Origin of the sequence: Pseudoalteromonas sp. ND6B (assembly GCF_000764215.1) — a bacterium.
GTDB lineage: Bacteria > Pseudomonadota > Gammaproteobacteria > Enterobacterales > Alteromonadaceae > Pseudoalteromonas > Pseudoalteromonas tetraodonis.
The window spans coordinates 1-21,127 of sequence record NZ_JQFL01000010.1; the positions used below are offsets into that span (position 1 = coordinate 1).

The following is a 21,127-nucleotide window of genomic DNA, read 5'->3' on the forward strand; positions in this document are numbered from 1 at the left end:
AGAACGCGCGGTAAAACCGTTTGTGATAGGCCGAAAGAATTGGTTATTTAGCCAAACGGCTAACGGTGCCCATGCTAGTGCCACCCTTTACAGCATTGTGGAAACCGCCAAGATAAATGGTCTAATCCCATTTAATTACATCTGTGCTTGCCTTGATGAACTGTGCCAGCCTGAGCCCGATATCGACAGCTTGTTACCCTGGAATTTTAAAACATAGGTGTAGTTCGCTAGACGCTCACGTTATATCTTTGCATGTACGCAACATATTTTTGGTGTTAGGGGTTATATCTTTGCATGTACGCAACATATTTTTGGTGTTGAGAGCTTGTACCTTTGTATGTACATAACATATTCTTGGTGTTTTATTTATTTGTAGGGCTATATTCGTCGTATTTTATGGGAAGTTATTAAAAATAGGTCTACATTACATATTTTTGGTGTTATTGAGAGCACATACCAAAAATATGTAATATGCTTTTTAATATGGAATATCTAAATTATCTATAGTCAGTTTATTCGCAATATCTATTTCTTCTTTGCTGGATGCTTGTTCTGCGCGGTTATTACGCCTTTCAATCAAGGTTGTAGCTATTTTATTAGATAGCTTCTCATTACCAGTGTAATTGTATGCAGAAAGTAACAGTTTAAGTTCTGCAGTTGATAATTTTTTACCATTGCCTTCAGACTTTAATTGCTGCCTTTTAAGCTCTAGCTTTTTAATAGTTGTAATAGCATCGCGTTCATTAAATTCCTCAATATTGCCTTTTGTTATCCAACTCATAAGGAATTTGATAGCTATATACATTCTAATAACATTTACACTTCATAAGCTCAAGTGCTGAATAAATACACCAGCCCATATTAAAGTTGCGATGATAACGCTCACCATCACAGCCAAAGAGCCTAAGTCTTTCGCTAAACCTGACAGCGGATGAATTTCCGCGCCAATTCTATCGACTACTGCCTCAATAGCGGTATTGAAGATTTCTGCCAACAATACGAATAATAAAGCGCACCAAAGAAACACGTACTCAAAAAGTGAAAATGGAAAGAATAAACAGCCCACAACGAGAAGAACTGACAGCCAGAATTCTTGTTTAAACGCTGCTTCATTTGCTATCAGCCATTTAAACGCTCTGAGTGAATGCCCCGCTGCTAGGTATATTCGTTTTATTCCCGTCGGCTTTTGCTTAGTACCCATTGATTGGCTCCTGTTGGCTATTCTTAGCATTAGGTTTGGAATTAGGAAAGTGTAAGGTACGAAACACTACCGCGGCTATCAAACAAATGATTAACCATGACAACGTCATCGTTGTTAGTGTGTGACTTAAAAAATGGTCACCTATCGCCATCTTATAACTCCCCATAATCCAGCCAGTAGAAACAGCAAACGCTATCGCAATACATTGGTATTTCGGACGATAAAACAAAAAGAATAATGACATTAAGGCAAAACCACCGCTGGCATGACCCGCAGGAAAGCACTTGTACTTTTTAGTTGACTCAAACGATTCAGGCATTAATTCAAACGCCTTAACATAAGGGACATCGCCGCCATATAGTTCAAGCTGCGCAGGACAAGCACCATTGGTTGTTGCTTTTAAACCGCCGATGACTGACGGCACTAACATCAAAGAGAAAATAACCACTAATAATCGCTTTTGAAAGTGCTTAGAGTACTTGCGTCTACAAGCGATAACGTAAAAAGCAATGAGCGACAGTGCCAACAAAATAATGCTGTATTTAGGCAACAAGTAAAAAATAAAACGATAAGGCTCTTCATATTTATCAATTAACCACGTTTGGTTGGATGCATTGAATAACAAATTTTGAAGCCAAATATCGCTATTTGTTGTTTCAAATAAAAAAGCAATAAGCGTTAATGCATACATTGAATAAAGCAGGTGTTTACTCAAGTTCAAAACAATTCTCCATTTGCAAGGTGTTCCCTACTACCACTTCTATGGTCGAGTGGTGAATACCGTATTGAGCTGCGAGCAAATCTTTAATTGGCTTAAGATCTTGGAATTGTTCCATCGTTTTTAAGTTAACACTGGTTTCTAAATACACTTCGCTATCATCTAATTGCCACACATGAATGTGTCTTACTTTTTCAACATTCTCCATTGATTCGATATCCTTACAAATCTTATCGATATCGATATCAACGGGGACCGCTTGCATTAAAATACGAATACTTTGCTTAGCTAAAATAATACCGTGGTACACCACATAAACCGAGATAAGTATGGTTGCCAATAAATCGACAACATACCATTGATATAAAATGATCAAACTACCCGCAACAATGACAACGACAGAAGCAAAGGCATCAGATAAATTATGAATAAATGCCGCTCTGAGATTCAAGTTATTCTTCGCGCCTGCTTGATAAGTCAACCACGCGGTTATGGAATCAATCACTAAGGCTATTGTCGCAATCCAAACAACAATCCAACCATCAATAGGTTGAGGGTTAAAGTACTTCTCAACTGCGGCATAAATGAGATATATACCAAGAATAATAAGGGTAGTACTGTTGATTAATGCCCCGATAATTTCAGCCCGTTTAAAACCAAAAGTCATTTGGCTATTAGCGGGTTTTCTTGCAATTTTTCTCGCAACAATCGCAATAACGATAGCGCCTGCATCACTGAGGTTATGAAGCGCATCAGCAATCAAGGATAAACTACCTGATAAAACCCCGCCGATAACTTGGGCCACAGTAAGTAAAATATTGATAAATACTGCCATGCTTAATTTTCCGTCATGGTTATGTGCATGGCTGTGCGTATGGTTATTATTTGACATTTACTCTTCCTCTTGCATAACAAATAGTGGTGATGGCGCTTTTTCAGGCAATGACATATCTGTGCTGATATTTAACGCATGTAGTAAAGAAAAAGAAAAAGCATCGTGAGAACTTTCTTTTTTACTTTGTTTGACCGTACTTTCCATATCAACGTGTGATGAAGAGCCGAACCAAGCAATTAAAGGTACATGAGTCTGTTCTTCAGGCGCCAGCATGTAAGGCATACCATGTAAGTAGAGTCCGTTCTTACCTAACGATTCACCATGATCGCCAATATAAAACATGGCAGTTTCAAAGTTGGTATTGTTCTCTTCTAATAAATTAATGGTTTCATTGATAAAGTAATCGGTATAGAGAATGGCATTATCATACGCATTAACAATTTCGCTAGTTTCACAGGCGGAGAGTTCGCTTGTTTGACAGGCAGGAGTGAACTTCTCAAAGTCTTTGGGGTATCGTTTGTAATATGCCGGGCCGTGGTTGCCCATTTGATGAAGCACTATGAGTACACTACCTTCTTGATCATCAATATACCCCTGTAAACCGTCTAACATACCAATGTCACGACACTCTATATCGCACACTGAATTTAGCTCAGGTGATTTGAAATTTTGGTATTCGACACGATCTGCGACGCCTTTTGAACTAGAGTTATTGTCTCGCCAAAGGACACTTACCCCGGCTTTGGAAATAACATCTAATACGTTTTGTGTTCGCCGTGCTTTTTTATTATCAAATGACTCTCGGTTATCGAATGAAAACATACAAGGGACCGAAATCGCGGTTGATGTGCCACAAGCATAGAATTTATCAAAACTAATTAAATCATCTCTTTGAGCTAATAATGGTGTAGTTTCTCGTTTATAGCCATTTATAGAAAGATTACCCGCATGGACAGTTTCACCGACAATGACAATGTAGAGTTTTTTATGCGACTCTTTATCAATATCATTGGCAGAGTTTACTACCATTAAAAATTCGTTATTTTCTTGCTGTTCAAGCACGTCCTTGAGGAAAAATCCCGTAGAGTAAATGGGATAGATAGGATTTAAGTAAAATCTTAATGGCTTGTGTTCTCTAAAGAAATTAGTGAATTGAGCACTAAAAATATAAAGTGAAACAGTAATTACACCAAGTGCCATGATGGTATTACTTATTTGTAGCCAACAGTTTTTTGTCCATGACGATTTATCTATTTTGACCATAAAAAGGCAAGCTATAGGTACTATGGCTAACAACAAAACAGTTAAAAAATACTCAAATGACAGTAAGTCAGTTGCTTCATCGATATTCGTTTCAGCAATGTTTTGAATCATTACATTATCAATGATGGTGCCAAAGCTATCGGTATAATAACCAGCCATGGCAGATAAGAGTAAAAGACTGCTCAGTACTATTCGAACGGGAATGATAATACTGAAAAATGACACAATAATGGTTAATACACTCATTACCACAAGAGTCAGCGCGATAATAAAACCTTGATTATCTTGCCACGGGTATACCGAATTAACTTGTTCAAAAAATGTAGAATTGCCCGTCACTATAATAAATAGCACGGTGGCGATAATAAGGAGGTTTGGCGAATAATTGAAAAACGACAGCTTTTTCATCATTATTCCCTAAATTTAGGATGCAAAAATTCGAAGCTAATAAAAGCCTACTATTGAATCTCTGCATCGAGTGAAAATGACTGGCTAAGCCCTGCTTTTGACAAGAGCTTAGCTAGTAGCGATTTATAGTGCTATCAAATTAGTTACTTACTTTATTAATTTGTAAGTTAATGAGTAAGTCACTAAGTTATCTAGCGCGTTAGTCTCTAAGATCTTTGATTTTGGCTTTTGAGAACCAAGCATATAAAACCGGTAACACAAACAAGGTGAGTAACGTTGCAGTAACCAAACCGCCAACAATAACACTCGCCAGTGGTCGTTGAATTTCAGCGCCAACTCCATTGGACATCAGCATTGGAATTAAACCTAACGCAGAAGTAATGGCGGTCATTAATACTGGACGTAAACGAGATACTGCCCCATCAAAAACAGCTTTTGAGGTGTCTATACCATCTTTTACCAGCTGGTTAATGCTTTCTACCATGACTACACCATTAAGCACGGCGACACCAAACAAAGTGATAAAGCCGACTGAACTTGGCACTGACAAGTATTGACCTGAAATATACAGTGAGAAAATACCACCTATAACGGCCAAGGGTACATTCACTAAAATAAGCATCGCTTGACCAACAGAGCCAAAGGCGAAATAAAGTAGCAAGGCAATTAGTGCCAATGATAGAGGCACTACCACTGATAGTCGCTGCTGCGCACGTTGTTGGTTTTCAAATTGACCACCAATCACTACAGAATAACCTGCAGGTAAATCTACTTTGCTATCAATAACTGCACGAATGTCGCTAACAACACTTCCCATGTCTCGACCTTGAACATTGGCTTGAATTACCACGCGTCGCTGTACATCATCACGTCGCACTTGTGGTGGGCCAGATTCAAAACTGACGGTAGCAATATCGCCTAAACGTACCCAAGCACCCGTAGGTGATTGTATTCTCAGATCTGCAATAGCTTCTTGGTTATCACGGTATTTTTCTTCAATGCGAACATAAATATCATAACGTTCATTACCATTGATTATTTGGCCAGCGCTAACGCCACCGATACCGTTTTTAACCACTTCCATGACATCGCCAACTGACAAACCAAAACGTGACAATTGCTGTCTTTTCGGTTTAATCACTAACTGTGCTTCACCAGCGATTTGCTCTAAGGCTACATCTCTTGCGCCATCAATTTGTTTGATTGCCGCTTCAATTTCTTGACCTTTGCTCGCCAACATATCTAATTCTGGTCCAAACAATTTAATGGCAAGTTGCGCTTTAACTCCTGACAGTAATTCATCTACACGAGTCGCTATGGGCTGTGAAAAGTTAAGTAATAACCCTGGGAATTGCTCAAGTTTCTCTTCCATTAAACCTTGTAATTCAACGCGATTTTTGGCACTTGTCCATTCTGAAACAGGTTTTAAGCCAATGTAAATTTCGATGTTATTAACTGGTTCAGGATCACCGCCGATTTCAGCACGTCCAATTCGACTTAGGGTATATTCAACTTCGGGGAACTCCATTAACTTTTCTTCAAGAATTGGAGCAACCGACAAGGCTGTTTCTAAACTTGCTGATGGCGCTAATGTTGCTCTTAGGTTAATGGTACCCTCTTCTAATTCTGGTACAAATTCAGTCCCTATTTGAGGTATTAAAGATGCTGCACCCACAAGTAACAATAATGAAGCAATAATAACTACTTTCGTGTGTTTCATCGCGGCTTTGAGGCCTTTTCGATAAAGCTTATCTAATGGTTTTAAGACAAAACTTTCTCTTTCTTTAACGCCTTTATTAAACATAAAGGTTGCTAAGGCTGGAACCACAAACAGTGCCACTAAAATAGCCGAAATAACCGCTAAAATAATACTGATAGCCATCGGCTGGAACAATTTAGCTTCCACTCCTTCAAAGCTAAATAACGGTGTAAATACCACTAAAATAATAGAGGCAGCAAAAAATACCGGGCGTGCAACTTCTTTTCCTGCTTCTTTTAATCGTAGAGGAATGCCTTCTTTATCATGTTCTACATCGTGGGGATCAGCATCTGTGCCTAACGTTCTCGCTTGCGCATTTTTGTAATGTGTTGAATCAGGTCTATTAAGGTGTTTGAACATGTTTTCAACCATCACAACAGAGCCATCAACCAACATACCAATAGCAACAGCGATACCACCTAACGACATTAAGTTTGCCGATAAACCTATCCAAGACATCACCATTAAGGCGATAGCGATTGAAATAGGAATTGAAATTAACACTAAAAAGGTTGCGCGTAAGTTCATTAAAAACAGAGCAAGTACGATAGCGATAAATATAAATGCCAGCGCTAATGCTTGCACTACAGTATCAACTGCTTTAGTAATTAAATCTGCCTGATCGTAGAAAGGTTCAAAACGTACGCCTTCAGGTAGTGCTTGGTTGATCATTGGAATACGTGCACTTATACCGTCGATTGTCGCTTTAGTATTTGCGCCCATACGTTTCAATACGATACCTGAAACCACTTCACCTAAGTTTTCAATGTTACCCTGTGCATCTCTGCGCGTCATAGTAACTGCGCCTTGGCGTATTTCACTACCCAGCGAAACCTTGGCTACATCTTCGATAGTCACCACAGTACCATCAACCGTTTTAACCGGTACTTGTCTAATATCAGCTAAACCTGCTTCGCCACTATTAAACCAACCTGTGCCACGAATAACTAATTGCTCTTGTCCACGGTTCATGTACCAACCGCCAACATTGGCATTGTTGTTATCGAGTGCAGTAACAATATCGTCTTGCGTTAACTCATATGATAATAATTTACTTGGCTCAATGTTGACTTGATACTGTCTGACGTTGCCGCCAAAAGATAAGACGTCGGTAACACCATCTACCGGCATAACCAATAACTTTACTATCCAATCGTTCAAGCTCCTTAAGGTCATAGAATCATAACCAGAATCTTTATCTGCAATTAACAAATACTGAAAAACTTGACCCAAACCTGAGGTGTTAGGTCCCATTGCTGGTGTGCCCACGCCTTGCGGAATTAACTCTTTTGCCGCTTGTAAACGCTCAAATACTAACTGGCGAGCAAAGTAGATGTCTGTGCCTCCTTTAAAGACAACAGTAACACCCGATAAACCCGTTTTTGAAATAGAGCGTACTTGCTCTACATCAGGCAACGCATACATTACTGCTTCAATGGGATAGGTTATTAACTGCTCTACTTCTTCAGCGGCTAAGCCCGGTGCTTCAGTATTAACCGCTACCTGAACATTGGTTACATCAGGAAAAGCATCTAAATTTAGTTTTGGGATCACCATAACAGAGCCTGCCATAGTAGCAATTAGGGCGATAATTACTAAGAGTCGATTATTGATCGACCAATCAATCATTTTATTAAACATAATCTTATTCCCCTAGTGGCCGTGCGGATCAAATCCGCCTTTTGCTATTTCTGACGCAACAAAAAAGGCACCTTTTGTTACCAAACGGGTATTAGGCTCAATACCGATAATTTGACGGTAATTGCCTAATGGCTGACCTAATTCAACTTCAACGGCTTTAAATTCACCAGAATGGTCTTCAACAAATACCGTCCAATCACCATCGGCACCACGCATTAATGCTGTTTCTGGTACTGCCATTACAGGGCTTTGCGTATCAAACTGAAAATTTACATTAACAAACATGCCTGAATGCAAACTGTCATCAGTATTTTCAACCGACAGTCTAACGATTCGGGTACGCGTACTTGGATCAATGGTATGTGCTTCTTGAATGACCTTGGCAACATGCACTTGCCCGGCAAACTCAACTTTTGCAATGGTGCCAATAGGAAGACTTAATTTTTTATTTGGCGAAACACGCGCTTCAACCCATAAGTCTTTTTCATCAGCCAATACCATGATTTTTTCACCGGCAGGCACACGTTGTCCTTGAGAGAAATCATCACTTAAAACCACACCAGAGCGCTGAGCGACTAAGGTATATTCACCAAGATTTGATGAGTTGTTTTTTACAATATCTTTAATGGCTGCTTTGGTTAAACCAAAGGCAGTTAATCGACCATAAGCTGAAATGTAATCTGTTTCACTGGCTAATAGGCGGCTTTCACTGACGGTGCCAAGGCCCAATTTTTTAGTTCGTTGCCACTCACTGTAAGCAACACGATATTGTGCTTGTGCTTCGGCCATTGATTCACTAAATAAGGTAACTAAAGACTGACCCTTAGTCACATGTTCACCTAAAATAGCATGACGACTGATCACTACCGATTCAGTACGTGAAGAGACAATGTAACTGGTATAACCGTTCGCTTTTATTTCTCCTGGTGCATAGATACTTTTAGCAAAAATTGCCGGCTTTAAGTTAGTCACTTTGATATTGGCGAGTGCCATTTTTTCTGGACTAAAACTTATGCCTTCTTCATGTTCTTCTTCAGCTGTTTCTTTACTCGCTGTTTCACTACCATGGTCATGACCGTCATCAGATTTCTCCTCCGCAGCATGGTCGTCTTTGCTTTCATCACTACCATGTTCATGACCACTTTCGTCATGCACTTCTTCACTTTCAGAGTCATGATCATGGTCAGTTTTTAATACGATGGATTGCTCTACTGCTGGCGTTTTTTCTAGAGCGGCATCGTTATATGATAATGCCGTAGTTGACACGACAGCTAAGCCAGTAAATAAACTACTTAGGGTAATGAGTTTTATTTTTTTCACTATTTTATGAGATGTTTTATCAGTTATTTTATTTTTCATTTTTAATTCCAAATTCTGTAACAATTCACGCTCATCAAGCCGCGTAAAGTGATATAATAGGTTTAGTTTAATAGCTTAGTTGCCGCATTTAATTGGCCTACATCGAGTAGCCATTGCACTTCGCTTATTTTGAACTGGGCTTGTAATTCAATGCCCGCGTATAAACCTTCCGCTCTTTGTTGTAATGCCAATAAATAATCCGAGGTATTTAAATCACCTACTTGCCATTGTTTTTGCAATAACTGCGCGCTGTGTTCGCCGCGTCCTTGCATTAACTGTTGCCAACGGCCAAGGTATTTTTTATTAGAGATTAGTGAGGCAGTACTTGCCTGTATCAAATACTTTTGCTTACGCATTACTGAACGAAAATTTGCTTCTGCGGCGATAGCTTGTTGGTTTTGTGCTTTGGCATTAGCTTGGTAATCATTACGAATATTTAACGGCATAGAAAAAGTAACTCCGACAACATTATCGACATCATTTTTTCCGGCACTAATTCCAATGGTAGGATCGGCTTTGGTTTCAAGCATGGCATATTGAGCTTTACTTTTTTGCATTTGCCACAGTGCTTGAGAGGCTAATACTTGCGGGTGCTGCGTTAACCACTGCTCAGCTACTTGAAAGTTTGTAACGCCTAAGCCCTGCTCTGGATATGCTTGTGTATCAGGACGCCAATCAGGCAACAACTCATTAACCTTGGCTTGAGCTTGTGTTAACTGTGCTTGTATTTGGGCCGTTTTATTAAGCATTTGCGACAAATTCAAGAAAGTTAACTCAGCATCAACCTGACCAAGATCGCCAGCTTTCTGCCTTTTAGTTACAATTTTAAGCAAGGTTTCTAACTGTTGCTCTTGTTCAAAAGCAAGTGACGACTTATCCATGGCAAGTTGCCAATTAATAAGTGCTTTTAAGGCTTGTGCTTTTTTCTGCTCTATCGCATAAGTGAATTGTTTACTGGCCGCCGTTAATATTTTATCGCCGATAGCAGCATTAACAGCCTGCTTATCCCACAAGTCAATCGTTTGGCTAATACCAATATTGTAATTATTTCCGTCACCTTCACGCTCGTAACCTGTCGATAGTTCTGGGTTGTAAAGTGGTAACTTACTGCCCTGTGCTTTGGAAAATTCAGCATTCATGAGTTCACGTGCTGAGACAATATCAGGGTGTTTATTGATTTGCCGATCGAGCCAGTCACTCGATAGCGTTGGCTTAGCAAAAGCGAAGCTACTAACAGATAAACTTGCTGAAAAGCCGATAAATAATGCGATTCCAGCAGATTTTGCTGAGAAAAATTTCATAATAATCTCTTAATTTAATAATAAAATGCCGCAACTAAACCAACTAGGCTACATTAAGCGCTAGTTAAGAATAAATTTGTTACGAATATAGCTTTAAAACTAAATTAAACGATTGGGGGGCGTATAGGTTCTTCAGTGAATATTTTATCTACATGATCAGCATAAAAATATTGATTTGTAATAATAAGTTTAGGGGTCTGTAGTGTAGATTTATTACTGGCAACCCACTGTGTGTGAGTGCCTTGACAGTGACCACAATGATGGCAATCTTTAATATTATGTTCAGTGTCAGATGATTCATCGAAAAGTTCAATATCATCACTATCATGGGAATGTTCTGTTTGAATATGTAGAGAGTCAATCTGATGACTTTCATTTGAATTAGCCACAGAAGCAAACGACTGCAATGCAATCGATAGTACTACTAACAAACTAATCCAAGTATTTTTCATTTTTACTCTAACATCAAAATTTTAAAAAACATTGTAGTCAAGAAACCCACTCAAGTCAATCAAATTAAGTAGTTTATACAGGACAATCCACGGCAAGATCATTATAAATTGAACTTCTAGAACAAGTAGCGATCAGATCAAGGCATTATAATCACCTTGGTCACTTAATATGAGCGCTACTTTTCTGAAACACTTTGATTCAATTACCGATCCTCGCATTGAACGCTGTAAAAAGCATGAACTTATCGATATTCTCCTCTTAGCCATTAGTGCTGTACTCTCCGGCGCAGAAGGATGGGAGGATATTGAAGATTTTGGGCATCTAAAACTTGATTGGTTAAAAAAATATGGCGCTTTCAAAGAGGGTATCCCAAGACACGACACCATTGCCCGTGTCATTTGTCGGTTAAAATCAGATGAAATAGAGCATTCATTTCAATCTTGGATATCATCACTTATTGAAACCACTGGTGCTGATATCATTGCCATTGATGGAAAAACAGCACGTCGTTCATTTACAACCAAAGATAGAAAAAGTGCCTTACATACCGTCAGCGCATGGAGCTGCCAACACCAATTAGGGGTTTTGCGCCCATCCCCTCGAAATTAACCTTAGTCTAAATTTTTAAGCTTTTTTCTAACTCTAATTACCGTACTTCGACTAACTCCAACTGCTTCAGCCGTTTTATTAATACTAAATCCAGCTTCAGTAAACGAGGCAATCCTATCATGAGCCTCTAAATCAGGCTGACGACCGTGATAAAGTCCCTTTTGCTGTGCTTTTACAATACCTTCTTTTTGCTTACGTTCACGTTCTCGATATTCTTTATATGCACTGGCCGCTAATATTTCTAACAGCATATTATTAATAGCACTAAGTATTGATCTCATAAAATCATCACTTGGAAAACTGCCAAATGTTAAATGACTGGTTGGTAGATCTAAACTAACAACACTAATTCCTTTTTCATTTATTGAGGCTACAAGAGTTTTCCAATCATCAGGGCTTAGCCTTGTTAAACGATCGATTGATTCAACTAACAAAACATCACCGGACTCTGATTCATCCAATAAACGAATTAGCTCTGGTCTATCTAAAGAATTACCAGATTTATTTTCTATATAAAAAGAAGCAATTCGTTTGCTGAAGCCAGAAACGAATTTTTTTAATGAGCTTTTTGCTCTATTTGCATCTTGCTCAGAAGTTGATGCTCGTAAATATGCTCTTATGAACATTTTTGCCTAATTAGGTCTATTTAGATGGTGTCATATCATATAGGTTTATTTAAGTGGTGTCATTACGTAATTGCCTGTGATATATTAACAGTATCTTTAGGGTGTACTCATGTAGAACTGCATGTAATAACACTAATTTGGACTTTGATAATGAAAAAGGATAAACCATACATTGTTGTGGTTTAATATTGTTGTAACAACGGTAACTTTACTTATTTAATAGAAGAAAAAACAAAATCAATTAGCGATGTTTAAACTGGTATTCATTGATGGTCACTTTAATTAGATATAAAGTAAGTAAACAAAAAGTCAGTAAGGTAATTGATAACGTGTCTAAACGAACCATAAGTATGTTGGCTAAAGAACTGAGTGTAAATGTCGAAACAATTCGCTTTTATGAACGCAAAGGCTTAATTAAACAACCACCAAAGCCTATGCAGGGCTATAGACATTACCCGAAAGAAACGGTAAATAGAATACATTTTATCAAGCGTTCTCAAGAATTAGGTTTTACGCTAAATGAGATTGAAGGGTTACTTGCGTTAAACGATAGTCCATGTAGTAAAGTACAAGAATTAGCTAATAAAAAACTGATCGCAGTACAAAAAAAGATGGCTGACTTGTTGTTGTTAGAACACGCTTTGGAAGAACATTTAGGACAATGCCAAAATAATGATGACGATAGCCACTGCCCAATAATTGATTCGTTGCAACCGAAGTAAATGATTCACTTAACTACCATTTCCCACTAAAACAGCATATCCAATTTTACTTCTGCGCCTTAATTCAAGTTAGCTTATTCCCCGTATCTGTCGTAGCAGATTATCAAAGATAAATTTTTTATAAATCACCCTTGACTCCGTACTTAGGTACATGCAATACACTTGCATTATCACTTAATGAGGTATCTATATGAATCAAAAAGAATCAAACCTTCCAATGATAGGAGGCATCATAGCAGCATTAGGCGCAGGCGTATGCTGTGTAGGTCCTTTGCTCCTGTTATTACTTGGGGTAAGTGGCTCATGGATTGGTAATTTAACTGCATTTGAACCCTATAGGCCATTATTTATCGCATTTGTAGTGTTGTTGTTTGGTTACTCAGGTTGGAAAATTTACCGTCCTGTAGAAGAGTGTGAGCCGGGAACGGCCTGTGCAATTCCTAAGAAACAGCAACAACGAAAAGTAATTTTCTGGCTGAGCGTTATAGTTGCGACAATTTTAGTGACCAGTAATTATTGGATACTTTTGTTTGCTTAATATACAGATCAAGAAATTTATAACATTTTAAAATTTGGAGCTAATTATGAAAAAATTATTATTAACCGCACTGCTTTCACTTTCTAGTTTTGGTGCTTTTGCTGAAGTAAAAACAGTTACACTGGAAGTGCCAACGATGAACTGTGCGACATGTCCAATCACAGTTAAAAAGTCATTAGAAAATGTTGATGGCGTTGAAAATGCGAAAGTTACCTACAAGCCTAAGCTAGCTGTTGTTTCTTTTGATGACACTAAAACCAACATCAATGCATTAATTGCAGCGACTACCAACGCTGGCTACCCTTCAAATTTAAAAAGTGAAAATAAGTAATGTTTAGCCCCTTAGAACTAGTTACGCGTATCGGAGATAAAGCAGGCTCTATAGGTGCACTTGTTTCGGCAATGGGATGCGCCATGTGTTTTCCCGCGATAGCTAGTCTTGGTGCGGCAATTGGGATGGGATTTCTTAGTCAGTGGGAAGGGGTATTTATCAATACGTTGTTACCACTGTTTGCAGTATTAGCGCTGGCAATGAATATCTTAGGCTGGTTTAGCCATCGTCAATGGCACCGTAGTTTTATCGGTTCAATTGGCCCCATTTTGGTTTTACTCTCTTTATACCCTTGGTTCCAGTACGGGTGGAGTTCATACGTTACTTATACGGGGCTAGGACTAATGGTTGCTGTATCAATTTGGGACATGGTTTCTCCTGCGAATAAACGCTGTGATGATGAAACTTGTACCGCTTAACTTTTTAAGAGGAATAAAATATGTCAACGAATAGTTGTTGCTCGTCAAATGACATCCAGCCAGAACAATTACATGTAGCCATTATTGGTAGTGGTTCAGGGGCCTTTGCCAGTGCGATTAAAGCAGCAGAAGGCGGAGCAAGAGTTACTATCATTGAAGGAGCCGATGTAATCGGAGGTTGCTGTGTAAATGTCGGCTGTGTTCCTTCAAAAATATTGATCCGTGCTGCGCAATTAGCGCATCAGCAACGTACTAACCCGTTTGATGGTTTAGAAAATATTCAGCCACAACTTAGCCGCTCCTTATTAGCACATCAGCAAAACGCTCGCGTCGAAGAACTACGCGATGCTAAATATCAACGTATTTTAGAGAGTAATCCCGCGCTATCTTTACTTAAAGGTTATGCACGTTTTAAAAATCAAAATACCTTGCTAGTTCACAAGTCTGATGGTAGTGAAGAAGAGCTGGTTGCAGATCGCATTTTAATTGCAACAGGCTCTACACCAAGCATTCCGCCAATTAAGGGTTTAGTTGATACACCTTATTGGACATCAACAGAAGCCTTATTTGCAGAAGAGTTACCGAGTAGTCTAGTTGTCATCGGCTCCTCCGTTGTTGCTCTGGAAATTGCGCAAGCTTATGCCCGTTTAGGTAGCCGTGTGACAATTCTAGCCAGACATACCCTTTTATATGCTGAAGATCCGTTATTAGGTGAAAAACTGGCAGAGTGCTTTGAAAAAGAAGGTATTAGGGTACTTAATAATACGCAAGCAAGTCATGTTTCTTATGATAGCAATGGTTTTTCATTGGAAACTAACGAAGGAACATTAATCGCTGAAAAATTGCTTATCTCTACGGGTCGCCATGCAAATACTGGAAAGCTTGGTTTAGAAAATGTTGGTGTTGAAACAGATAAAAGTGGTGCCATTGTTGTTAATAGTATGATGGAAACATCAACAGCTAACATTTATGCCGCTGGAGATTGCTCCAATATGCCACAATTTGTTTATGTTGCTGCTGCTGCCGGAAGTAGGGCTGGAATTAATATGACAGGTGGAAATGCGCAACTCGACTTATCTACCATGCCTGCTGTTATATTCACCGACCCACAAGTTGCTACGGTAGGTCTAACCGAAGTACAAGCTTCAGCGGTAGGAATAAATACGATAAGTCGTGTACTTGATATGGAAAACGTACCAAGAGCTTTAGCAAATTTTGAAACGGATGGTTTTATCAAGTTGGTAGCTGAAGAATCCACGGGAAAACTGATAGGCGCACAAATTTTAGCCCATGAAGGCGGAGAACTGATTCAAAGTGCGGCTCTTGCTATTCATAATAAAATGACAGTCGAAGAATTGGCAGGTCAACTATTTCCGTATTTGACGATGGTTGAAGGATTGAAGTTATGCGCTCAAACCTTTAGCAAAGACGTTAAAGAGCTATCTTGCTGCGCAGGGTAATCATTTAACGGTAATGTACTTACAGAAATGTTAATGGAGTGCCAATTGATTGAATGTAATCAAGATATCTTAAGGCATTCCATTAACAACACAAATTGGAAGCATGCTAAATCATGATTAAATCTAAGGTTGAAAACATTCCTGTTGGTGAAGTCAGTTTTTTGACAGAGATACCTGACATCAATAAGTTCATTAGTAGTGATGATGATGCGTTGGATTTTCCTTTGAGTATTTCTCAACTGGCACTAGCTGCACAAACATCTGTCCATACGGTAAGAAATTATGTTCTTGAGAACTTAGTACACTGCGAAGAAAAAACTAAGTCAGGCCATTCACTTTACGGCTTATGTGCATTAAAGAGATTAAAGTTCATTCGAGCAGCAAGGGCGGCAGGTCTTCTTGTAGTTGATATCAAGCCATTACTAATGGCAATAGATGCAGGAGAAAGAAAAGTTCCTGAAGACATCCAAAAGCTGCTACTTACTAAAATCGAGCATAGAAAAGTATTTTTAAATCTAGTAACAAACCAAATTGAAGAGTTTTGCAATTAGAACAATTATAGAACAGTTCATGGCTCGACTAAAAACTTGTTAGCTTATCTGTTTTCTATCAATGTTAGCTTGTATATATCAAGCATATAGAATATCAACACCTCCAATTTTTAATGGCACTTTGATGCGCAGTACCTTTTGAATTAGAAATACAAACAGATGGCATTCTTTAACTTATTGATTCTACATCACTAAGTAAACCAGCTAAGTCGATTTCTTTGCGGTCTTTATTAAAGGCATATTCCCCATTTAGATTAATGTGTTGCCAAGCAACAGGTGAAAGCCGAGAAATAACATCAACCACATCTTGCCTACCGTTCCTCTCTTGGATTTGTAAAAATGCCGATAGTAACGCGGAATTATAATAAATAATGCAATTTGAAATGAGTCGAGCACAATCGTTCCATTGTGATACTTGGTAATCATTCCCCCCACGAAATTTATTGCCATTAACTGAAGTAATAGCACGTTTTAACTGATGGTATGCTTCACCTCTGTTCAAGGCTTGCTGGACGTAATGACGCAACGTTGAATTATCAACATACTCCAAAACATAAATAGATTTAATTAAACGGTCGTACTCATGCAATGCTGACAATCTTCGGCTCTTGCCGTTACTCAACTTTCTAATGATTGTGCTTTGAGTGGTGGTTTTACGACTCAATGAACAAACAATATGCTGAATATTGTCCCATTCTTCAGCAATTAGCTTATGATTAATATCTTTCTTTAATTGAATACGGCCTCCGTTCTCTTCAGTCACTTCAAATAGCTCAAAAAACACCTTTTTCATTTTCGCGTATCGAGGGGCGAATGTGTAACCAAAGAAATCTAATATAGCGAAGTTAACATTATTGGTACCATGCGTATCGGTCGATAAGGTATTAGGCTGTATATCTGAAGAGTTGTTATAGAGTAAGTCAAAAGCAAAGTGACCTTCATATTCGTTAGCGCCAATGACTTGCGTACTCACCGGAACATGATTAGAAACCAATGTTAATGCTGAAACACCTTTACCTTTGGAGAAGTACTTAGACGAATACCGAGCCTTAAACGTATTTATGCGACACTCAAATTTTTGACCATCAATGCTTGAAAACAACTGATTATCGTCCACATGGTAATAGGCAAATATTGGCAACGTGGCTATAGCATTAGAAACCTGATCATTAGACGTTTTGAGTGTTTCATATCTGACATAACTATCATCTACACTGCGTAATTTACCCATTGAACGGTCAGAGATATTCGCCATTTTATATAGGCCGTAATTGGTGCCGTTTGCCAATATACAGGCGATCAGATCTTCTTTATTTACTGGTGATTTTTCTTTAGTTGCTGATATGTGTGTAAATGAATTTAAGTAACCTGTCTTTTGATCAACAAACAACATGAGTTTAACGATACCCATGTGTTGAATTTGATTGTAGAGCGGGTTTTCAATTGTTTGTTGCCAACGGCTGTTAGGAATTGACCACTTGAGTTCGGCTTTGCCAGGAATAAACTCAACATACTTATTATCACCACTAAAGATATGCTCGCTTGCTTCCTTCAGCTTAACTTCTAATTGTTGGCTCTTATCTGCGAGTGTTTGGTTAATCGGTGTTGCCAGCTTATCAAGGCCAGTGTTTTCAATGATTGTCTCTTTTTGCTGCCATTCTTTAGGTTGTATAAGATCTGACGTTAAACTACGGTTATTAACGCTTTCTTTCACCGTTAAGCTATTACTGTGAAATAATTGTTCGGCTTTACGATAAAGGAAATACTCAAATCGATTAGCAATTAATTTGGTATTTTCTCCCTCTAAATACTCTCGGTCATGTTTAGGTACCACATCGATGTTAATGGTTTGGATAGCCTTTAATTCACTAAGTTCAGAATGTGCCATAACATACTGCTCATGGAGTTCATCCTTTAAATGAATGAACTCAATATCGATAGACATAAATAATGAGCGGATAAGTTTTTTAATTTTACTGGATTGTTTATCAATAAATTGCCATTCGTACTGACGGCCATCAAAGTCGTTATTATCTAAGTGATCACTTAACAGTTTAATACTGTCAGCAGGGATCAATTCAAAGGCTTTTTTACGTACATCACCAAAGCTTAAATCATCGTCCATATCGGTATCGATGAAGTACTTTAATAAACTACCAGCGGATTTTAATTTGGTTCTTACAATGGTTACATCTTCAACAATACGCTGCTTTGCATAGCCTTTAGCTGATTCGGTTAACTTCCTTACCAAGTAAATAAATGCAGCAACAAGATTGTCGTTAGTCTCTCGGTACCTGAAGAACAAGTAACAAACGAGATATAAAATAGTTTGGCTATCTGCGTGTTTTCTAAGCTTATAAACGGACTTGTGCTTTACCAGTGAAGCATAGTATTCAAGATTTTTAGGTGATAGCTCCAGTTCAGCAATCAGTGACTTAATTTCTGGATAAAGCGAGCGTATAATTTTATGCGTCTTCAGCTCTTGGGTGATTTGGCTCGTTGAAAAGTCCTTAGCCATTTTCTTTAACTTGGCTAAGTCAGTAAAGGTATTATTTGACTCAAGTAATTTAAGTAATGTTTTTCTGGTACCTGAAGACAAACTATCAAGCAGCACCATTTCAATTCGGTTACGCTCATTTGATAATACCGTAGAAATAGTGTCTTGCAGCGTTGTATAACCAGCTAGCGCTATTCTGTTTTGACCAAAATAAGCAATACATTCATCAAAAACATACCTTGGTTCAAGGTTGATTTTTACAACATCGTTAAGCCTTTTTAATAGCGGCTCTTTATCTAACTTGCTTTGGTATGCTGTAAACCCTGTATATTTTAATAACTTATTAATCAGCTTAGTTTTTGTTGTTGGTGATAAATCCTCAAGAGACATATCTTTATCGCTGAAATACTTGGATCTTACATAATCTAAATCATTACTGACTTGAGTAAATGAGAAATTAAATACTATTGGCCGTGACCTAAAGTAACCAAGCAGTAAGATAAAATACACTCTGGTTTCAATACGTCTTAATTCGTTGACGAGCCTTTGAGTTTCACTATCTAACGAAAAATAATCATCACGATCTTTACGGTTAAAATTGGGTAAGGCATAGAGTTCGTTGATTTCTGATTCGCTGAGAATTTGTATACGCTTGGTGTTTGATGAAGAAATAGTGGTAAGCCTTTCTTGTTATTTTTAATCAGCATACCTTAATCAATGAGGTTAATGTTTACCAGTCAACTGCTTAACATTACCATAAAGCCGATTTAAGCGACTAAAGTGGTAAACTTTTCATAAGATAGTTTACCACTGTGTATTATTACTTAAGAATACTAATGCCGATTTCGAGGGGATGGGCTAAATAATACAAACTGTGTTATTCAAGGGGTGAAGTCCAATGGTACGAAAAGTTACTCTAAGCGTGAAAATTCAAGCTAAGGTTAATTTCGAGGGGATGGGCGCAAAACCCCTAATAAGGATTGTAAACGTCCGGTGATCATCACCTAGATATTGATATTCCAAGGCAATAATTGTTCTATGTCTGGCTCAGGCTGACAAAGCTCATCGAGGCAATGCATGTCATCAACACAGAACTAAGTTTTACTTTGCAACGACCGCTTCTCGCTCAAAGCCACTCTTAGAGTAATTACGTTAACTTATTATAGGGCAAAACCAATTTGCAAAATATGCAATTTGCTAACTCGAAAAGGGGCAAAAATGTGCCAGCCCAGATTCGACTAACTCGAAGCTGGACAAAAACGAGTTACTAATAATGACGATGATGATCGTATTATCGTGTCTTCATATAAATTAGTACGAAATACGAACCACAAATTATCTAGCATTGCTTTAAGATGAATAGAAGCCAAAAAGCCGACTTAATGTCGGCTTTTTGGCTGAGTGGTTTAAGGCTTAGCTTTCTACTTCTTCCCAATGGTTTTCGATTTCTTCTAGGCGAATTACTTTTGCAGCTTCCTCAGCTTCAGTATCCGACAGTAAATCAAGAAAATAACTTACGGGATTATTTTTCTCTTGGCTTTCCATATACAAAGCTCTTAAAGCCGCATCTGTAGTACGTGGAATTTTTGTTTGACCTTTCTCATAACGTGCAATTGTCTGTTCATCCACACCAAAACGTGTCGCAAGCATTTTTTGAGAAACATTCATTTCAATACGTAAAAATTTAAATTCCTCATACGCAAGAGGTCTGTTGCTGTCTACAACAGCCTGTGCTATTGCGCTATGAAGTCCGTTCATATCATCAATACTTGTATATTCTTCACCATCGATTTCTTCAACGGTAACACCATTTTTTAGATACACGTTTGATAAACCGCTTTCAGTATAATGGTACATATCAACCTCTTAATCTATCCATACAGTTACTAGAACTGACATAGGACTGTCATGATGATTCTTAAGTGCAACAGTCAACTCAATAACTTTGCCCGCTGCTAAACCTTTCAAGTTAAATTTCCAATCTCCAGAGGCCTCAGGGTATGGACCCTCTCTGAACACCGAATGTTTACTCTTAAGTAGAGTAATAATTTGTGCTGTAGTAACCCCTCGTTCATGCATGCGTTGTTTAACATGCTTGCTCCATCGAATCCTGTGGGTATAGTTCTCTGCCAGATCATTCATTATTTTTCTGGCTGTTCCCTCTGTAAGAGGAAATTCTTTAACGCCTTGTGGATTATTTTCAACCATGAACCACCTATCAATCTGATACCTATCATTTTGATAGGAAGGCAACGTATTGTCAACTATTACTTGAAAAAACTCTAAACGAACTTACTATCGCCGTAAGCAAAAAACAACCCACTACCACCTTCAGCAGAAGAATGAGTTTCTTTCCTAACTCGTCTTGGGGCAAATACGAGTTAGCCGATGGCCGGCTTTGCAGAATAAAACTAATTACATAAAGTTATCGTGACC

At 38.3% G+C, this 21,127-nt stretch carries 20 protein-coding genes and 1 pseudogene; 8 read left to right on the top strand and 13 right to left on the bottom strand.

Annotation, left to right across the window (positions count from 1 at the left end; genetic code table 11):
* On the top strand, positions 1 to 217 hold a 217-nt coding region (locus ND6B_RS16240), incomplete at its 5' end, for a transposase domain-containing protein (RefSeq protein WP_033102710.1).
* Between the two features lie 261 nt (positions 218 to 478).
* On the opposite strand, the gene ND6B_RS16235 is transcribed toward ND6B_RS16240, so the two are convergent.
* The 9 genes from ND6B_RS16235 to ND6B_RS16195 form a co-directional block, all read right to left on the bottom strand.
* Positions 479 to 781 carry a hypothetical protein gene (locus tag ND6B_RS16235; protein ID WP_008467353.1) on the bottom strand — a complete coding sequence of 101 codons (303 nt, stop codon included), beginning with the start codon at positions 779 to 781 and terminating at the stop codon, positions 479 to 481.
* Between the two features lie 42 nt (positions 782 to 823).
* Positions 824 to 1,201, bottom strand: coding sequence for a diacylglycerol kinase (locus ND6B_RS16230; RefSeq protein WP_008467350.1), 378 nt, complete (start codon positions 1,199 to 1,201; stop codon positions 824 to 826).
* Positions 1,191 to 1,922, bottom strand: a complete 732-nt coding sequence (locus tag ND6B_RS16225) for a phosphatase PAP2 family protein (protein WP_002962876.1) — start codon at positions 1,920 to 1,922, stop codon at positions 1,191 to 1,193. The genes ND6B_RS16230 and ND6B_RS16225 overlap by 11 nt, the downstream gene beginning before the upstream one ends.
* Complete coding sequence (locus ND6B_RS16220) at positions 1,909 to 2,811, bottom strand: cation diffusion facilitator family transporter (protein ID WP_002962881.1); 903 nt, start codon at positions 2,809 to 2,811, stop codon at positions 1,909 to 1,911. Before ND6B_RS16220 ends, ND6B_RS16225 begins: the two co-directional genes overlap by 14 nt.
* Positions 2,812 to 4,428, bottom strand: a complete 1,617-nt coding sequence (locus ND6B_RS16215) for a phosphoethanolamine transferase (protein ID WP_229816631.1) — start codon at positions 4,426 to 4,428, stop codon at positions 2,812 to 2,814.
* 196 nt (positions 4,429 to 4,624) lie between these two features.
* A complete protein-coding gene (locus ND6B_RS16210) occupies positions 4,625 to 7,825 on the bottom strand; it encodes an efflux RND transporter permease subunit (RefSeq protein ID WP_002962883.1) in 3,201 nt (1,066 codons plus the stop codon).
* A gap of 12 nt (positions 7,826 to 7,837) precedes the next feature.
* Positions 7,838 to 9,184, bottom strand: coding sequence for an efflux RND transporter periplasmic adaptor subunit (locus ND6B_RS16205; RefSeq protein WP_008467342.1), 1,347 nt, complete (start codon positions 9,182 to 9,184; stop codon positions 7,838 to 7,840).
* 62 nt (positions 9,185 to 9,246) lie between these two features.
* Entirely contained in the window at positions 9,247 to 10,485 is a 1,239-nt protein-coding gene (locus ND6B_RS16200; protein ID WP_024603421.1) for a TolC family protein, read from the bottom strand.
* Positions 10,486 to 10,589: 104 nt separating this feature from the next.
* Positions 10,590 to 10,937 carry a hypothetical protein gene (locus tag ND6B_RS16195; protein ID WP_010554760.1) on the bottom strand — a complete coding sequence of 116 codons (348 nt, stop codon included), beginning with the start codon at positions 10,935 to 10,937 and terminating at the stop codon, positions 10,590 to 10,592.
* 169 nt (positions 10,938 to 11,106) lie between these two features.
* On the opposite strand from ND6B_RS16195, the pseudogene ND6B_RS16190 reads away from it, so the two are divergent.
* Positions 11,107 to 11,517 (top strand): annotated as a pseudogene (locus ND6B_RS16190) (ISAs1 family transposase); the annotation flags it as partial.
* A 32-nt stretch (positions 11,518 to 11,549) separates the two neighbouring features.
* On the opposite strand, the gene ND6B_RS16185 reads toward ND6B_RS16190, so the two are convergent.
* Positions 11,550 to 12,173 carry a recombinase family protein gene (locus ND6B_RS16185; protein WP_008467336.1) on the bottom strand — a complete coding sequence of 208 codons (624 nt, stop codon included), beginning with the start codon at positions 12,171 to 12,173 and terminating at the stop codon, positions 11,550 to 11,552.
* Positions 12,174 to 12,523: 350 nt separating this feature from the next.
* Between ND6B_RS16185 and merR the strand changes: the two genes are divergently transcribed.
* The 6 genes from merR (at position 12,524) to ND6B_RS16155 (ending at position 16,194) form a co-directional block, all read left to right on the top strand.
* Positions 12,524 to 12,895 (top strand): Hg(II)-responsive transcriptional regulator, encoded by a 372-nt coding sequence (gene merR / locus ND6B_RS16180; protein WP_033011277.1) that lies wholly within the window; start codon positions 12,524 to 12,526, stop codon positions 12,893 to 12,895.
* A gap of 190 nt (positions 12,896 to 13,085) precedes the next feature.
* The gene (locus ND6B_RS16175) at positions 13,086 to 13,433 is read left to right on the top strand and encodes a mercuric transporter MerT family protein (protein WP_008467333.1); all 348 of its coding nucleotides are present in this window, start codon (positions 13,086 to 13,088) and stop codon (positions 13,431 to 13,433) included.
* A 46-nt stretch (positions 13,434 to 13,479) separates the two neighbouring features.
* On the top strand, positions 13,480 to 13,764 hold the full coding sequence (merP, locus tag ND6B_RS16170) for a mercury resistance system periplasmic binding protein MerP (RefSeq protein ID WP_008110847.1): 285 nt from the start codon (positions 13,480 to 13,482) through the stop codon (positions 13,762 to 13,764).
* Positions 13,764 to 14,183: an organomercurial transporter MerC gene (gene merC / locus ND6B_RS16165; RefSeq protein WP_008467331.1), complete on the top strand. Its 420-nt coding sequence runs from the start codon at positions 13,764 to 13,766 to the stop codon at positions 14,181 to 14,183. Before merP ends, merC begins: the two co-directional genes overlap by 1 nt.
* Positions 14,184 to 14,203: 20 nt before the next feature.
* Positions 14,204 to 15,643 (top strand): mercury(II) reductase, encoded by a 1,440-nt coding sequence (gene merA, locus ND6B_RS16160; protein WP_008467329.1) that lies wholly within the window; start codon positions 14,204 to 14,206, stop codon positions 15,641 to 15,643.
* Positions 15,644 to 15,756: 113 nt separating this feature from the next.
* Entirely contained in the window at positions 15,757 to 16,194 is a 438-nt protein-coding gene (locus tag ND6B_RS16155; RefSeq protein WP_008110853.1) for a MerR family transcriptional regulator, read from the top strand.
* A gap of 169 nt (positions 16,195 to 16,363) precedes the next feature.
* Here ND6B_RS16155 and ND6B_RS16150 read toward each other — a convergent pair whose 3' ends face one another.
* From ND6B_RS16150 to ND6B_RS16140, 3 genes are all read right to left on the bottom strand, one after another.
* Complete coding sequence (locus ND6B_RS16150) at positions 16,364 to 19,363, bottom strand: Tn3 family transposase (protein ID WP_081844645.1); 3,000 nt, start codon at positions 19,361 to 19,363, stop codon at positions 16,364 to 16,366.
* Between the two features lie 741 nt (positions 19,364 to 20,104).
* Complete coding sequence (locus ND6B_RS16145; protein WP_033102712.1) at positions 20,105 to 20,548, bottom strand: helix-turn-helix domain-containing protein; 444 nt, start codon at positions 20,546 to 20,548, stop codon at positions 20,105 to 20,107.
* 9 nt (positions 20,549 to 20,557) lie between these two features.
* A complete protein-coding gene (locus ND6B_RS16140; RefSeq protein ID WP_008109362.1) occupies positions 20,558 to 20,899 on the bottom strand; it encodes a DUF4258 domain-containing protein in 342 nt (113 codons plus the stop codon).
* Positions 20,900 to 21,127: the final 228 nt, after the last annotated feature.

Coding starts and splice junctions, on each gene's coding strand:
- ND6B_RS16235 (WP_008467353.1), bottom strand. CDS start 781: ATGAGTTGGATAACAAAAGGCAATATTGAGGAATTTAATGAACGCGAT.
- ND6B_RS16200 (WP_024603421.1), bottom strand. CDS start 10,485: ATGAAATTTTTCTCAGCAAAATCTGCTGGAATCGCATTATTTATCGGC.
- ND6B_RS16140 (WP_008109362.1), bottom strand. CDS start 20,899: ATGGTTGAAAATAATCCACAAGGCGTTAAAGAATTTCCTCTTACAGAG.
- ND6B_RS16230 (WP_008467350.1), bottom strand. CDS start 1,201: ATGGGTACTAAGCAAAAGCCGACGGGAATAAAACGAATATACCTAGCA.
- ND6B_RS16145 (WP_033102712.1), bottom strand. CDS start 20,548: ATGTACCATTATACTGAAAGCGGTTTATCAAACGTGTATCTAAAAAAT.
- ND6B_RS16185 (WP_008467336.1), bottom strand. CDS start 12,173: ATGTTCATAAGAGCATATTTACGAGCATCAACTTCTGAGCAAGATGCA.
- ND6B_RS16215 (WP_229816631.1), bottom strand. CDS start 4,428: ATGATGAAAAAGCTGTCGTTTTTCAATTATTCGCCAAACCTCCTTATT.
- merR (WP_033011277.1), top strand. CDS start 12,524: ATGTTGGCTAAAGAACTGAGTGTAAATGTCGAAACAATTCGCTTTTAT.
- merA (WP_008467329.1), top strand. CDS start 14,204: ATGTCAACGAATAGTTGTTGCTCGTCAAATGACATCCAGCCAGAACAA.
- ND6B_RS16195 (WP_010554760.1), bottom strand. CDS start 10,937: ATGAAAAATACTTGGATTAGTTTGTTAGTAGTACTATCGATTGCATTG.
- ND6B_RS16220 (WP_002962881.1), bottom strand. CDS start 2,811: ATGTCAAATAATAACCATACGCACAGCCATGCACATAACCATGACGGA.
- ND6B_RS16155 (WP_008110853.1), top strand. CDS start 15,757: ATGATTAAATCTAAGGTTGAAAACATTCCTGTTGGTGAAGTCAGTTTT.
- merP (WP_008110847.1), top strand. CDS start 13,480: ATGAAAAAATTATTATTAACCGCACTGCTTTCACTTTCTAGTTTTGGT.
- ND6B_RS16205 (WP_008467342.1), bottom strand. CDS start 9,184: ATGAAAAATAAAATAACTGATAAAACATCTCATAAAATAGTGAAAAAA.
- merC (WP_008467331.1), top strand. CDS start 13,764: ATGTTTAGCCCCTTAGAACTAGTTACGCGTATCGGAGATAAAGCAGGC.
- ND6B_RS16175 (WP_008467333.1), top strand. CDS start 13,086: ATGAATCAAAAAGAATCAAACCTTCCAATGATAGGAGGCATCATAGCA.
- ND6B_RS16210 (WP_002962883.1), bottom strand. CDS start 7,825: ATGTTTAATAAAATGATTGATTGGTCGATCAATAATCGACTCTTAGTA.